Source organism: Pseudaestuariivita sp., from assembly GCF_052825805.1.
The window spans coordinates 419,431-434,256 of the sequence record NZ_JBRBVB010000002.1 but is presented as its reverse complement, the minus strand read 5'-3'; the positions used below and the strand labels follow the sequence as shown (position 1 = coordinate 434,256).

Here is a 14,826-nt window from a genome sequence, read left to right as displayed (position 1 = left end):
CCTCAGCTGATCCGGGCGGCGGTCTCCCGCGCGACGTGACGTGCCAGATGGTCCGCCGCCAGCACGTTATCAAGGCTGAATGCGGCATCAATGCAGCCGCCCCGCCGCGAAATCTCTAAAAGTGTCGCTTCCACGACCTCGGCCATCTGCAAAAACCCGATCTGCCGCGAGAGAAAGGCGTCGAGCGCCGTTTCCTTGGCCGCGTTGAACACCGCCCCGCTCAGCCCGCCCGTCTGCATGACCTCGCGCGCGAGCCTGAGCGCCGGGTAGCGCGTCTCGTCGGCGGCGCGAAACGTGAACTGCCCCAGCTTGACCAGGTCGAGCCGCTCGACCGGCAGCGCCTTGCGATGCGGATGGTGCAGCGCAAACCCGATCGCGTGCCGCATGTCAGGCGGTCCCACATGCGCCATGAGCGCCCCGTCGTTGAAGCCCACCAGCGCGTGGATCATGGATTCGGGATGCACGACTGCCTCGATCTTGGCAGGGTCGATGCGGAAGAACTCACGTGTTTCAATGAGTTCCATCGCCTTGTTAAACAAGCTTGCGCTGTCGATGGTGATGCGCTGACCCATGTCCCAATTCGGGTGTGTCGCGGCCTGCTCCGGGGTCGCGCGCGCCATCTCTTCCAGCGACCAGTCCCGAAACGCGCCACCTGAGGCGGTGATGATAACCCGCTCGACGGCACTTAAATCCTCGCCGATTAGCGCTTGAAATACGGCGGAATGTTCGCTGTCCACGGGTAGGATCTTGCCGCCGCCGTCCCTTTCGGCGTCGAACATCAGCTGTCCGGCGCAGACCATGCTTTCCTTGTTGGCGAGTGCCAGCGTGGCGCCTTGACCAAGCGCTTCGAGCCCCGGCACGAGACCGGCCGCTCCGACGATCGCCGACATGACCCAATCCGCCGGCCGGCCCGCGGCCTCCTTGATCGCGGCATCACCTGCGGCTGCCTCAACACCCGATCCTGCAAGCAGAGCGCGTAGCTCGGGCAGCAGGTCTTCTTCAGACGTTACTGCAAGATCGGCCTGCAAACGCTTGGCATCCTTTGCCAATTGCGTCACGTTGGTCGCGCCGGTCAAGGCGACGACATCGTAATCGTCCGGTGCGCGGGCGATCAGGTCGATGGTATTTTGGCCGATGGATCCCGTCGCGCCAAAGATCGAAACACGGCGCATCAAAAGACCGCCGGATATTTGGTCAACAGCATCGACAGCATCACGAACAGCGCCGCACCGATGAGCCCGTCGAACCTATCGAGCACGCCCCCGTGACCAGGGATAAGCGAAGAGCTGTCCTTGACGCCGACCCTGCGTTTGACGGCGCTTTCCGCGATGTCGCCAAGTTGCGAGGCAAAGCTGACAACCACCGAATACACGATGAATTTGCCGTCCAGCGCCGCGATTGGCGTGAAAAGCCATCCGACGCCAGCCGCGCCGATCCAACCTGACACGATGCCGGCCCACGTCTTTTTCGGGCTGAACTTTGGCCAGAACTTCGGCCCGCCGATGGTCTTGCCGCCGAAATATCCAGCGACATCAGTCACAACGACCAGACAAATGATCCAAAGCGCGAACTCGAGGCCAAGCTGGTCTCGCAGGTGCACCATGCCCCCGCCGGCGAGCATGACCGCAAGGGTGCCAACACCAAAGACCCGGCGGTCGCGTTTGATAAAGAAGACGCCAATGACTGCCGGCAGTACGAGCACCGGAACTGACATGAGCTTTGGCAGGTAACCGGCTGCCACGACACAGAAACCGGCGAGAATGCTCACGGGGATGAGGGACGGCATGACGCCTTTGCCGCGCTCGGCCATGCGCGCGAGCTCCCATGTCCCGATCCCGCAGACCGCACCGATGAGAAGCTGGAACCAGATGCCGCCGAGCCAGACTTCGAGTGCACAAAGCGCGATCAGGATGGCGGCGGAAACAACACGCGGCGCCAGGTCCTCCCATCGCGCCTTCCCACTCATGCAGGCACTGCCCCGAAACGGCGATCGCGTTTGCCGTAAGACTTCACGAGACGCGCCAACTCTTCGGCAGAGAAGTCGGGCCAGAGCGTGTCGATGAATTCGTATTCCGAATAGGCCGATTGCCAGAGAAGAAAGTTCGAGATTCGCGCCTCGCCGCTTGTGCGGATGACAAGGTCCGGGTCTGGCAAAACCCTTGTGTCCAAGTACCTTGGCAGCGTTTCTTCATCCACCGTCTCAGGTTTCAGGATGCCTTTCGCAACATCTTCGGCCAGCCGTTTCGTCGCGCGGGCCACCTCGTCGCGTCCGCCGTAGTTGAGCGCGATGGTGAGGTTCACCTTGGTGCAATCCTTGGTCAGCTCCTCGAGCTCGTCCATGAGGTCGATCAGCTTTTTGTCGAGCCGCACGCGGTCGCCGATGAAACGGACGCGCACATTTTCGTCGTGCAGCGCCTTGGCTTCCTTGGTGATGTAGCGGCGGAAGAGGCTCATCAGGCCGGCCACTTCGACCTGCGTGCGCTTCCAGTTTTCCGTCGAGAAGGCAAAGATCGTGATGTATTTGACGCCGAGGTCGGGACAGGCGCGGACCACTTCGCGCACGCGGCGTGCGCCGGCGTGGTGGCCGAAAAGGCGGGGCCTTCCGCGCTGCGTCGCCCAACGGCCATTGCCGTCCATGATGATCGCCACGTGGCGCGGGCCTTTGGAGGTATCCTTTGCCACGTATGTGATCCTTTTCAAGGTGTTGGAGGTAGAAGGTGAAGTGATAGGTGCGGCTTCAGAAGGCGGCGGGTCTTAAGACGGGGCTCCGCCCTTTGACGCCCCAAACACTCCACTGGAGCGTTTGCCTGCGCCGTTGCCGCAGGTCCGGGCGTCAAACCTGCATGATCTCACCTTGTTTGGTCTCGAGCTGGCTGTCGACCTGCTTGATGAACTTGTTGGTCAGGTCCTGGACTTCCGTTTCCCAGAACTTTTGATCGTCCTCGGACATGCCGTCGGCCTTGGCCTTCTTGATCTGGTCCATCCCGTCGCGGCGCACATTGCGGACGGCGACGCGGGCGTTTTCGGCGTATTGCGCGGCCACGCGGGTCAGCTCGCGCCGGCGTTCCTCGTTAAGCTCGGGGATCGGCAGCATGATGATCGTGCCGTTGAGTTGAGGATTGATCCCCAAGCCACTCTCGCGAATGGCTTTTTCGGCCGGACCTACCAAGGACTTGTCCCACACGTTGAGCGTGACCATACGCGGCTCGGGCACGTTCACGGTGCCGATCTGGTTGACGGGCGTGCGGGCGCCATACGCCTCTACCATGATCGGCTCGAGCATGGAGGCCGAGGCGCGTCCCGTGCGCAGCGAGGCAAATTCCGTGCGGAGGCTGGCCATGGCGCCGTCCATGCGGCGCTCGAGGTCATCGGTGTCGATCATAAAGTCGTCAGACATACTCTTGTCCTGCTCTTGTCCTGCTCGTTTCGGCGTTGGCGCAAACTGTAACGTCACGCGTGCACGGTTGTATAGGTGCCTTCCCCGGCGAGGATCCCGCGAAACCCGCCCGGCTCGTCGAGGGAGAAGACCACAAGCGGCATCTTGTTGTCCCGGGCAAGCGCGATGGCGGAGGCGTCCATCACCTTGAGGTTCTTGCGCAGGACCTCGTCGTAGCTGATCCGGTCGAACCGCTTGGCGTCGGGGTTCGTCTTGGGGTCGCTGTCGTAGATGCCGTCGACCTGCTTGCCCATGAAGATCGCCTCGCATGCCATCTCGGAGGCGCGCAGGGCGGAGGCGGTGTCGGTGGTGAAATACGGGTTGCCGGTGCCGGCGGCAAAGATGCAGACGCGGCGTTTCTCGAGGTGGCGCACGGCGCGGCGACGGATGTAGGGCTCGCAGACCTGGTCCATGGGGATGGCCGAGATGACGCGGGTGTAGACGCCCATCGCCTCTAGCGCGGCCTGCATGCCGAGCGCGTTCATCACGGTGGCGAGCATGCCCATGTAGTCGGCGGTTGTGCGCTCCATCCCCTGCGCGGAGCCTTGCAGGCCGCGAAAGATGTTGCCGCCGCCGATCACCATGCAAATCTCAACGCCGAGATCGTGCACCGATTTGACCTCGCGCGCGACGCGCTCGACGGTGGGCGGATGCAGGCCGAACCCCTGGTCTCCCATCAACGCCTCCCCGGAAATCTTGAGCATGACGCGTTTGAATTTCGGGGCGGGGGCGGTGTCGTCCATAGGGCCTCGCTGCGGGGAGTGATCCCGGGGTGGGGTTGAATCGTCGGCAAAATGTCGCAAAAGCGGAGGTGTTTCAATCGCCCAATCGGACGCCAGCAAGATGACGCCCCTGCCCTTTGACATTCCGTCCGATGTGCCGGTGCTGATCGCGGGGGCCACGGCGTCGGGCAAGTCCGAGCTGGCGCTGCGGATCGCCGAGGCGGGCGGCGGGCGGATCGTCAATGCCGACGCGCTGCAGGTGTTCGGCAACTGGCGGGTGCTGACGGCGCGGCCGGGGCCAGAAGACGAGGCGCGGGCCGAGCACCATCTTTACGGACATGTCGATGGGGATCAGGCGTATTCGGTGGGGCATTGGTTGCGCGATCTGGCGCCTCTGCTGGAGGGTCCGCGTCCGATCATCGTTGGCGGGACGGGGCTTTACTTTCGGGCGCTCAACGAGGGGCTGGCGGACATCCCGCCCACCCCGCCGGAGGTGCGGGCGGAGGCGGATGCGCGGGTGGCCGAGGGCACCGATAGCCTGCTGGCCGAGCTCGACGCGGAGACGCGTGCACGGATCGACACGCGCAACCCGGTGCGGGTGCAGCGCGCCTGGGAGGTGCAGCGTGCGACGGGGCGCGGGCTGGCGGCGTGGCAGGACGAGACGGGACCGCCGCTTTTGCCGCTGGACCGGACGGTGCCGATCCTGCTGACTTCGGACAAAGACTGGCTCAATGCGCGCATCGCGCGACGGTTCACCATGATGCTCGATCAGGGTGCGCTGGAGGAGGCGCGCGCCAACCTGCCGGACTGGGATCCGCGCAGCCCCAGCGCCAAGGCGATCGGCGCACCGGAGCTGATCGCGCATCTGCAGGGACACATCGACCTCGAGACGGCGCAGGCGCAGGCCACCCAGGCCACACGGCAGTACGCCAAGCGCCAGCGCACGTGGTTTCGGGCGCGGATGGGGGCGTGGCGGCACGTGGACCCGGCGGATCTTTGACCCCGCCCAGCCAAAGCGATTTGGAGTCAAGGCCGAATACGACACCGGGATGTCGCTTTTTTTACCGTAAATGACGGGACTCTCTGTTGACGCGGGGGATCTTTTTGGGTCGGAATGGGTGCGACCAAGGCGGAGTGTGTTCACTTCTGTCCAGAAGAAGGACCTCACCGCCCGTCACTGATCATGTGTCACAGGGAGAGTAACATGACGCATCAAACGACGGAGACACTGCATCCGGCAGCCGTAATGTTCGCGGAGGAGCACAAGCAGGGCCTGATGGACCGCCGCGAGTTTCTCGTGCGCGCTACGGCGCTGGGTCTGACTTCGGCTGCGGCCTACGGTCTGATCGGTGTGAACCAGCCCGCCAAGGCGGCCGGTCACGCGCAACAGGGCGGCACGCTGCGCATGCAGATGGAAGTGCGCGCGCTCAAGGATCCGCGCACCTATGACTGGACGCAGATCGCGACCTACACCGCCGGCTGGCTGGAATACCTAGTGGAGTACAACAGCGATGGCTCGTTCGAGCCGATGCTGCTGGAAAGCTGGGAAGCCAACGCGGACGCCACCGAGTACACGCTGAACGTCCGCAAGGGCGTCAAGTGGAACAACGGCGACGACTTCACCGCCGAAGACGTGGCGCGCAACATCGGTCTGTGGTGCGAGAAGAACGTCGAGGGCAACTCGATGGCCGGCCGCATGGCGTCGCTCATCGACGACGAGACCGGCATGGCGCGCGACGGCGCGATCACCGTGGTGGACAGCCACACGGTCAAGCTGGTGTGCTCGAGCTCGGACATCACGATCGTGCCCGGCATGGCGGACTACCCGGCGGCGATCGTGCACAGCTCGCACAACCCTGACGACATGCTCGGCACCGCGGTTGGCACCGGCTACATGAAGCCCGAATCGCTCGAAGTGGGCGTCAAAGGCGTGATCGTGCGCAACGAGGACCACGAGTGGTGGGGCAACGCGGCCGGCAAGGGCGGCTTCCTCGACCGGATCGAGTTCATCGACTACGGCACGGACCCGGCTGCCACGGTTGCGGGCTTTGAGGCCGAAGAGATCGACATGAACTGGGAATCGGTTGGCGATTTCTCGGACATCATGGACGGCATCGGCCTGACCAAGTCAGTCGTGACTTCGGGCACCACCGTCGTCGTGCGTCCAAACCAGGGCAACGAGGTTTACCAGGACGTCCGTGTGCGCAAGGCGCTTGCGATGGCGGTCGACAACAACGTGCTCCTGCAGCTCGGCATCGCCGGCGCGGGTGTCGTGGCGGACAACTGCCACGTCGGCCCGGTCCACCCCGAGCACGACCCGTCGGTCGGCCGCATCCCGTTCGATCCCGAAGGTGCACGCGCGCTGATGGAAGAGGCCGGCATGCTCGACTTCGAGCACGAGCTGATCTCGATCGACGACGACTACCGCAAGAACACCTGTGACGCGGTCGCCGCCCAGCTGCGCGACGCCGGCATCAAGGTGAAGCGGACGGTACTGCCCGGCTCGACCTTCTGGAACGACTGGGCCAAGTACCCCTACTCGTGCACCAACTGGAACCACCGCCCGCTGGGCACGCAGGTTCTGGGTCTGGCGTACCGCTCGGGTGAAGCCTGGAACGAGTTCGCCTGGTCCAACGCCGAGTTCGACGCGCTTCTGGCCGAAGCCAACGCCATTGCGGACGCAGATGCGCGCCGCGAGGTGATGGCCAAGATCCAGAAGCTCGTCATCGACGAAGGTGTGACGGTGCAGCCCTACTGGCGCCAGCTGGCGCGCCACCACACCGACCGTGTGACGGGCGTGGACATGCACATCGCGTACCTTCCGCAAATCTACAAGTGGGCCATCGCCGCTTGATATGACATCGAAAGGGCCGCAGGCGATCCTGCGGCCCTTTTGCCATCCAGCAGCGCCGCGGCAGACGGCGCGCCAGACAAAGCCGGCCCAATCATCGCCGGCAGACAGGGAAACCCATGGGGATGTTCATTCTCCGCCGCGCAGGTGTCATGCTGCTAACGGCGTTGTGTCTGACCTTCATCGTCTTCTTTATGACGAACCTCTATCCGAACCTCGAAAAGCTCGCCAAGACGCAGGGCAACTTTCGGATGACGGAAGAGGAGGTCATCTCGTACCTCGAGCCGCGTGGCTACACGCAGCCGGTGCTGATCAAATACGCCGAATGGCTGGGCGTGAAGCCAGCCTTTCAGGGGGAGGCCGCAGACGGCCGTCCACTCGGCCGCTGCGTGCGTCCGGGCATGGAGCCGGAGGACATCCCGAGCTTTTGCGGCGTGTTGCAGGGCGACTGGGGCTATTCCACGCAGTTCAAGGAGCCGGTCACCGACATCGTCTGGAAGCGACTTGGCCTGACGGGCTACCTGATGCTGTGGGTCATGCTGATCATGGTGCCGGGGGCGCTGATCATCGGCGTGCTGGCGGGGATGCGCGAGGGCTCGGTCACGGACCGGACGCTGTCCTCGGGCGCGATCGTGACGACGGCAACGCCGGAATACGTCTCGGGCGTGATCTTTATCGCGCTCTTTGCCTCGTCTGCGGGGTTCGGGCGCATCTTCAAGGGCTCGGCGACCTCGGCGATGGAGAACCCGAATTTCGAGAACTTCTTTCTGCCGGTCATCACCATCGCGCTTTACGGGCTGGGATATATCGCGCGGATGACGCGCGCCTCGATGGCCGAGGTCATGACGGCGCAGTACATCCGCACCGCCCGCCTCAAGGGCGTGGCCTTCAAGAACATCGTGATGAAGCACGCGCTGAGGAACGCGCTGATCGCGCCCTTCACGGTGATCATGTTGCAGTTCCCTTGGCTCCTGAACGGCGTGGTGATCGTCGAGACGCTCTTTAACTACAAGGGCTTTGGCTGGCTGCTGGTGCAGGCGGCGGGCAACAACGACATCGACATGCTGCTTGCCTGTTCGGTGGTGGCGGTCTTTGTGGTGCTGATCACGCAGCTCATCTCCGACATCGGGTACGTGTTCCTCAACCCGCGCATCCGCGTCAGCTAAGGGAGGATTGGACTATGGAACCTCTCAGCTGGGGTGAAATCTTTGTGCGCATGGCCGGGCAGTTCACGCCCGTCTGGATTGCGCTTGTTGTGCTCTTTGCCGTGTCGATCACGTTCAAGCGGCGGCTCGGGCTTTACGGGAAGCTCTTTGACTCGACGATCGGCATGATCGGCTTTGCGCTGGTGATGTTCTGGGTCTTTGCCGCGCTCTTTGCGCCGCTGATCATGACCCACGATCCGCTCGCGCAGCTCCCGGTGATGAAGAACAAGGTGCCAGGCACGCCCGTCTCGGGCGCCGACGAGGGCATCTACGAGTTCTACCTGCTTGGCGGCGATGCGCTGGCGCGTGACGTCTTTAGCCGGATGATCGCGGGCAGCCGGATCGTCATCACCATCGCGCCTGCGGCGACGCTCTTCGCGTTCATGGTCGGCATCGTGCTCGGCCTGCCGGCGGGGTATTTCGGAGGGACCTTCGACACGGTGCTGTCGTTCCTGTCGAACCTCATCCTCGCCTTCCCGGTGATCCTGCTGTTCTACCTGCTGGTGACGCCGGAGATCGTGCAGACGGGTCTGCCGACGTTCATGGCGATGGTGCTGTTCCTCTTTCCGATCATCTTCCTCGTGATCCTGTTCAACTCGCGGTACTTTACGCAGACCGGCAAGCGGAACATGCTGATCGGGGGCACGGTGGTCGTGGGCGGTATCCTGTACCTGTCGCTGATCTCGGACGTGACGCGGCCGGTGCCGCTGTGGGTGGACATCATCCCCAGCTCGCTCGACCTCTTCAACGTGCCGGGCGGCATCCTGATCGTGTTCGTGTCGGTGGTCTTCGTGAACTCGCCGACGGTGTTCAGGATCGTGCGGGGCCTGACGCTGGACATCCAGACGCGCGACTACGTGGCGGCAGCGCAGACCCGCGGTGAAGGGCCGTGGTACATCATGCTGTGGGAGATCCTGCCAAACGCGCGGGGTCCGCTGATCGTCGATTTCTGCCTGCGCATCGGCTACGCCACAATCCTGCTCGGCACGCTTGGCTTCTTTGGTCTGGGTCTGCCGCCGGAGAGCCCGGACTGGGGGACGACGATCAACGCCGGACGGCGGCTGCTCTCGGCCTTCCCGCACCCCGCGATCGTGCCGGCTGTGGCGCTGATCTCGCTGGTGCTGGGGCTGAACCTTCTGGCCGATGGTCTGCGCGAGGAATCGCTGCGCGATTGATTGACGGCGGGACCGGGGGCCAGCCCCCGGACCCCCGGGATATTTCCAGCCAGAAGAAGATGACTTTTGGCACTGGTCCACTGGGAGGACTGATGAATGGCAAAGCAAGAGTATGACGGGCCAATCCTTGAGATTGAGAACCTGTCGATTTCGTTCTTTACGCGGCTGCGGGAAATCCCGGCGGTCATGGACTTTACCTGCATCGTGCAGCCCGGCGAGGCGATGGGCCTGGTGGGCGAATCCGGGTGCGGCAAGTCCACCGTGGCGCTGGGGGTCATGCAGGACCTTGGTGTGAACGGGCGGATCGTGGGTGGCTCGATCAAGTTCAAGGGCCGTGATCTGGGGGCGATGTCGCCCGAGGAGCTGCGCGACATCCGCGGGTCCGAGATCGCGATGATCTATCAGGAGCCGATGGCCTCCCTCAACCCGGCGATGCGGATCGGCAAGCAGCTGATGGAAGTGCCGATGATCCACGAGGGGGTGTCCGAGAAGGAAGCCTATGCGCGGGCGCTGGAGGTGGTGACAGACGTGCGTCTGCCGGACCCCGAGCGGATGCTGAACTCCTTCCCGCACCAGCTGTCAGGCGGTCAGCAGCAGCGGATCGTGATCGCGATGGCGCTGATGTCCAAACCGTCGCTCCTGATCCTCGACGAGCCGACAACGGCGCTCGACGTAACTGTCGAGGCAGCGGTTGTGGAGCTGGTGAAGGACCTGGGCAAGAAGTACGGCACCTCGATGCTGTTCATTTCGCACAACCTCGGTCTGGTGCTCGAGACCTGTGACCGGCTCTGCGTGATGTATTCGGGCGAGACGGTCGAGACGGGCTCGATCGCGGACGTCTTCGACAAGATGCAGCACCCTTACACGCAGGCGCTCTTCCGCTCGATCCCGCTGCCGGGGGCGGACAAGAACTCGCGTCCCTTGAAGGCAATCCCGGGCAACTTTCCCCTGCCCCACGAGCGCCCGCCGGGCTGTAACTTTGGCCCGCGCTGCGACTATTTCGAGGACGGACGTTGCAACGGTCAGGACATCCCGATGTTCGACGTGGCTGGCGACGACCGGCACGCGACGCGCTGTTTGCGGTTCCAGGAGATCGACTGGAACGCGCCGATGGAGATCACCGACGCCAAGGAAAAGGCGGAGGTGGGCGATGTCGTGCTCAAGATGGACAACCTCAAGAAGTACTACGAGGTCGCGGCCTCGGCGCTGTTCGGGGGCGGCAACAAGAAGGTCGTGAAGGCCAACGAGACGCTCAGTTTCGAGGCGCGCGAGAGCGAGACGCTGGCCATCGTGGGCGAATCGGGTTGTGGCAAGTCGACCTTTGCCAAGGTGCTGATGGGGCTCGAGACGGCCACCGAAGGGCAGATCATCCTCGACAACCGTAACATCGAATCGACGCCGATCCAGGGCCGCGATACCAAGACGGTCTCGGACGTGCAGATGGTGTTCCAGAACCCCTTCGACACGCTCAACCCCTCGATGACGGTGGGCCGTCAGATCATGCGGGCGCTCGAGATTTTCGGGATCGGCAACAACGAGGCCGAGCGCCGCGAGCGGATGCTCAAGCTGCTGGACCTGGTAAAGCTGCCGCGCGCCTTTGCCGACCGGATGCCGCGGCAGCTCTCGGGCGGTCAAAAGCAGCGGGTGGGCATCGCCCGGGCCTTTGCCGGCGGTGCGCGCATCGTGGTGGCGGATGAGCCTGTCTCGGCGCTCGACGTGTCGGTGCAGGCAGCGGTGACGGACCTTTTGATGGAGATCCAGCGGGAGGAGAAGACGACGCTGCTCTTTATCTCCCACGACTTGAGCATCGTCCGCTATCTGTCTGATCGCGTTATGGTTATGTACCTCGGCCACGTGGTCGAACTGGGGACGACGGAGCAGGTTTTCGCGCCGCCGTACCACCCCTACACCGAGGCTTTGCTGAGCGCCGTGCCGATCGCGGATACGTCGGTTGAGAAAAAGCACATCGTGCTGGAGGGCGACATCCCATCGGCGATGAACCCGCCGCCGGGCTGTCCGTTCCAGACGCGCTGCCGCTGGAAGTCCGAAGTCGGCGGTGGCCTTTGCGAGAAAGAAGTGCCGCCGGTGCGCACGCTTCCGAACGGCCATCAGCTCAAGTGCCACCTGTCGGACGACGTGTTGGCGCAGATGGAACCCGTGATCAAAGTGGCGGCAGAGTGATCCAATTCAACAGCTTAAAGGCCGCGCTTCTTGTGATACATGAAGCGCGGTTTTTTTCTTTGGCTCGTTGGGATCACCGGGTGCCATGTCTTAAGGTTATGAGTGAGGACCGCCGCGTAACTGGTTGATCTGGCTTAGCTTCCCCAGATGACCTTCACGTAGTTTCGGGTCTCTTTGAACGGGGGCACGCCGCCGTATTTCTTCACTGCGCCGGGGCCGGCGTTGTAGGCGGCCAGCGCGAGGCGCCAGGAACCGAAAGTGCGATACTGCTCTTTGAGGTAGCGCGCGCCGCCGTCGAGGTTCTGGGCCGGGTCCTTGGGATCGACGCGCAGGTATCGCGCGGTGCCGGGCATCAGCTGCGCCAGGCCAAAGGCGCCGACGCGGCTGACGGCAGTCGGGTTCCAGCCCGATTCCTGCTGCACGAGGCGGAGGAACAGGTCCTCCGGCACGCCATGCCGGCGCGCGGCGGCCTTCGCCATCGGCAAGTACATGCCGCGATACTTGCCGCGCCACTTCTTGGACGTGCCTTCGAGCGAATCCCACTTGGTTGGCGTGACGACCTTTGGCGGCTGAAGCCTGACCGAATTGGAGTATTGTTGCTTGGCCCGATTATCGAGCAGCTTGGTCTGCGATTTGAAGATATGCACCCGCGATTTGCTCGACAGGCTTTCGGCCATCCCCGGCCCTGCCAACAGGCTTAGCGCGAGGCACGCTCCCACAACGTGTCTTTGCATCTGAAATCCCACACCGCTCAAATTTTTCCCGACTATAGGAACATTTGTCTCGAAAGACAGCGGTTTTTAAGCGTTGCAAAATTGCGGTTCGCGCTCGGCGGTTCATTGCCCATTCACACCTTGGCTGGTAGCTGTGAGGTCACGGCTGGGGCAAGGGTGCCTCTGCAGAAATTACGGGGGAAGACCGCATGGCAGGGTCCGTCAACAAGGTCATTTTGATCGGCAATCTCGGGCGTGACCCGGAGGTGCGTACGTTCCAGAACGGCGGCAAGGTGTGCAACCTGCGCATCGCCACGTCCGAGAACTGGAAGGACCGCAACACCGGCGAGCGGCGCGAGCGGACCGAATGGCATTCAGTGGCGATTTTTTCCGAGCCTCTGGCGCGGGTTGCGGAGCAATACCTGCGCAAAGGCTCGAAAGTGTACATCGAGGGCCAGCTTGAAACCCGGAAGTGGCAGGATCAGAGCGGTCAGGACCGCTATTCGACAGAGGTCGTGCTGCGCCCCTATCGGTCGGAACTGACGATGCTGGACGGTCGCGATGGCGGCGGCGGCGGAGGTGGCGGCGGCTACATCGGCGGTGGCGGCGGCGGAGGCTACGATCAGGACCCGTACGGCGGCGGTGGCGGTGGCGGCGGTCAGGACCGCGGCAGTCCTGCGCCCTCGCGCGACATGGATGACGAGATTCCGTTCTAAGAACGCAAATGGGCTGCGCAGAGGGCTGTCTTGGTCCTCTGCGCTTGAGCTGAAAGCAGGTGCTAGCGGGCTGCGAGAGCGTCCGTGAGCGCTGCCTTGACCGTTTCCGCAGGCACGTCATCGGCGACAAAGGCGTCCCCGATGTCGCGCGCGAGGATGTAGCGCATCTGGCCGTCGACGACCTTCTTGTCCTGCGCCATGAGGGCGACCAGCGCGTCGGCGTCGGGCAGGTCGCCCGGGATGTCGGCAAGCGTTGCCCGCATTCCCATCTGTGCCAGATGTGCCGCGACGCGGCTTGGCGCCTCTTGCGGGCAAAGGCCGAGCCGGGCCGAGAGGTCGAACGCCAGAACGCAGCCAATGGCCACGCCCTCGCCGTGCAGCAGGCGGTCGGAGTACCCTGTCGCCGCCTCGAGCGCGTGGCAAAAGGTGTGGCCGAGGTTCAAGAGCGCGCGGTCGCCTTGTTCTGTCTCGTCGCGGGTGACGATCTCGGCCTTCATCTCGCAGGAGCGGCGGACGGCGTGGGCGCGCGCATCGGTGTCGCCTGCGGCCATGGCCGGTGCGTTCGCTTCGAGCCAGTCAAAGAAGTCCGCGTCGCCGAGAAGGCCGTATTTGGCGACTTCGCCGTAGCCGGCGAGAAAGTCCCGCCGCGTCAGCGTGTCGAGCACCGAAAGGTCGGCCAAAACGCGCGCGGGCTGGTGAAAAGCGCCGATCAGGTTCTTGCCGTGGGGCGAATTGATCGCCGTCTTGCCGCCCACCGAACTGTCGACCTGCGCGAGCAGCGAGGTCGGGATCTGTATGCAGGCCACGCCGCGCCGCAGGATCGCGCAGGCAAAGCCGACAAGGTCGCCGATCACCCCGCCGCCGAGCGCGATGACACTGTCGTTCCGCTCGATCTTGTGCTCGAGCAGCCATTCGACGGTCTGCGACAGGTACGGCCAGGACTTGGTTGCCTCTCCTGCTGGCAGGGTCAGCGCCACGTGGCTGACGCTGGCGGTGTCGAGCGCGCCAGTCAGGGTCGCTAGGTGCAGCGCGCTAACGGTTTCATCGGTCACGATGGCCACGCGCTTGCGTTTGAGGACCGGCGTCAGGTGGGTGGCCGCGTCCGCGATCAGGTCGCGCGCGATCAGGATGTCATAGGCGCGCCCGGGCAGCGGCACATGCACAGACTCCACAGGTGCGGGCTCCATCAGAGGACCTCCAAAACGTCGGGACGGGTTTCGAGCGCGGCAAGCACGTGGTCCACCATGTCCTCGATGGCGTAGCCCGCGTCCCCTTTGACCGAGAGGTCGGCCAGCGCGTAGACCGGCGTGCGCGCCTCATAGAGTGCCGTCAGCGTGCCCTTGGGATCAGCCGTCTGCAGCAGCGGGCGGGTGTCGCGGTGGCGCACGCGCGACCAGAGGAGCTCGAGGTCGGCGTCGAGCCAAAGGGCAACGCCTTTTTGCGCGATCGTCTCACGGGTTGCTGGCGCAAGGAAGGCCCCGCCCCCGGTCGAGAGGATCCCCCGCTCGGTCTCGAGCAGGCGAGAGATGACCTCGAGCTCGCGCTCCCGAAAGAAGGGCTCGCCGTCGCGGTCAAAGATCTCCTTGATCGTCATGTTGGCGGCGCGCTCGATCTCGGTGTCGGAATCGAGGAACGGCACGTCCAGACGCGCGGCCAGCGCACGCCCCACGGCGGTCTTGCCCGCGCCCATCATGCCAACCAGCGCCACCGTCTTGTGCAGGCGGCGGTGCGGCGGGAGTGCTGCCTCGGTGTCGGCCATGCCTTGCCCAATCTTTCCCTCGGGGTCTTGAATGACGTGAACTTGCGACAAAGGCCATATATAAAAGC

The 14,826-nt window shown here is 63.9% G+C and carries 14 protein-coding genes; 6 read left to right on the top strand and 8 right to left on the bottom strand.

All coding sequences use genetic code 11. From position 1 onward, the window contains the following. Nucleotides 1–2: 2 nt before the first annotated feature. The 5 genes from dxr to pyrH form a co-directional block, all read right to left on the bottom strand. Nucleotides 3–1,172 carry a 1-deoxy-D-xylulose-5-phosphate reductoisomerase gene (gene dxr, locus ACU0B3_RS03105; RefSeq protein WP_446259344.1) on the bottom strand — a complete coding sequence of 390 codons (1,170 nt, stop codon included), beginning with the start codon at nucleotides 1,170–1,172 and terminating at the stop codon, nucleotides 3–5. After that, the gene (locus tag ACU0B3_RS03100; RefSeq protein ID WP_446259343.1) at nucleotides 1,172–1,966 is read right to left on the bottom strand and encodes a phosphatidate cytidylyltransferase; all 795 of its coding nucleotides are present in this window, start codon (nucleotides 1,964–1,966) and stop codon (nucleotides 1,172–1,174) included. The genes dxr and ACU0B3_RS03100 overlap by 1 nt, the downstream gene beginning before the upstream one ends. Beyond that, entirely contained in the window at nucleotides 1,963–2,682 is a 720-nt protein-coding gene (locus ACU0B3_RS03095; protein ID WP_446259342.1) for an isoprenyl transferase, read from the bottom strand. Before ACU0B3_RS03095 ends, ACU0B3_RS03100 begins: the two co-directional genes overlap by 4 nt. Before the next feature lie 151 nt (nucleotides 2,683–2,833). Next, nucleotides 2,834–3,397, bottom strand: coding sequence for a ribosome recycling factor (frr, locus tag ACU0B3_RS03090; RefSeq protein WP_446259341.1), 564 nt, complete (start codon nucleotides 3,395–3,397; stop codon nucleotides 2,834–2,836). 53 nt (nucleotides 3,398–3,450) lie between these two features. Beyond that, on the bottom strand, nucleotides 3,451–4,179 hold the full coding sequence (pyrH, locus tag ACU0B3_RS03085; RefSeq protein WP_446259340.1) for a UMP kinase: 729 nt from the start codon (nucleotides 4,177–4,179) through the stop codon (nucleotides 3,451–3,453). Between the two features lie 100 nt (nucleotides 4,180–4,279). On the opposite strand from pyrH, the gene miaA reads away from it, so the two are divergent. From miaA to ACU0B3_RS03060, 5 genes are all read left to right on the top strand, one after another. Further along, complete coding sequence (miaA, locus tag ACU0B3_RS03080) at nucleotides 4,280–5,158, top strand: tRNA (adenosine(37)-N6)-dimethylallyltransferase MiaA (protein ID WP_446259339.1); 879 nt, start codon at nucleotides 4,280–4,282, stop codon at nucleotides 5,156–5,158. A gap of 204 nt (nucleotides 5,159–5,362) precedes the next feature. Next, on the top strand, nucleotides 5,363–7,012 hold the full coding sequence (locus ACU0B3_RS03075; protein ID WP_446259338.1) for an ABC transporter substrate-binding protein: 1,650 nt from the start codon (nucleotides 5,363–5,365) through the stop codon (nucleotides 7,010–7,012). 116 nt (nucleotides 7,013–7,128) lie between these two features. Beyond that, nucleotides 7,129–8,175 carry an ABC transporter permease gene (locus ACU0B3_RS03070; RefSeq protein WP_446259337.1) on the top strand — a complete coding sequence of 349 codons (1,047 nt, stop codon included), beginning with the start codon at nucleotides 7,129–7,131 and terminating at the stop codon, nucleotides 8,173–8,175. Nucleotides 8,176–8,189: 14 nt separating this feature from the next. Next, on the top strand, nucleotides 8,190–9,389 hold the full coding sequence (locus ACU0B3_RS03065) for an ABC transporter permease (protein ID WP_446259336.1): 1,200 nt from the start codon (nucleotides 8,190–8,192) through the stop codon (nucleotides 9,387–9,389). 96 nt (nucleotides 9,390–9,485) lie between these two features. Then, entirely contained in the window at nucleotides 9,486–11,570 is a 2,085-nt protein-coding gene (locus tag ACU0B3_RS03060) for a dipeptide ABC transporter ATP-binding protein (protein ID WP_446259335.1), read from the top strand. Nucleotides 11,571–11,704: 134 nt separating this feature from the next. Here the strand turns inward: ACU0B3_RS03060 and ACU0B3_RS03055 are convergent, their stop codons facing one another. Further along, nucleotides 11,705–12,247 carry a lytic transglycosylase domain-containing protein gene (locus tag ACU0B3_RS03055; protein WP_446259334.1) on the bottom strand — a complete coding sequence of 181 codons (543 nt, stop codon included), beginning with the start codon at nucleotides 12,245–12,247 and terminating at the stop codon, nucleotides 11,705–11,707. A gap of 245 nt (nucleotides 12,248–12,492) precedes the next feature. On the opposite strand from ACU0B3_RS03055, the gene ssb reads away from it, so the two are divergent. Continuing rightward, entirely contained in the window at nucleotides 12,493–12,999 is a 507-nt protein-coding gene (gene ssb, locus ACU0B3_RS03050; protein WP_446259333.1) for a single-stranded DNA-binding protein, read from the top strand. Between the two features lie 62 nt (nucleotides 13,000–13,061). Here ssb and aroB read toward each other — a convergent pair whose 3' ends face one another. Beyond that, complete coding sequence (gene aroB, locus ACU0B3_RS03045; protein ID WP_446259332.1) at nucleotides 13,062–14,186, bottom strand: 3-dehydroquinate synthase; 1,125 nt, start codon at nucleotides 14,184–14,186, stop codon at nucleotides 13,062–13,064. Beyond that, complete coding sequence (locus ACU0B3_RS03040) at nucleotides 14,186–14,758, bottom strand: shikimate kinase (RefSeq protein ID WP_446259331.1); 573 nt, start codon at nucleotides 14,756–14,758, stop codon at nucleotides 14,186–14,188. Before ACU0B3_RS03040 ends, aroB begins: the two co-directional genes overlap by 1 nt. Nucleotides 14,759–14,826 lie beyond the last annotated feature (68 nt).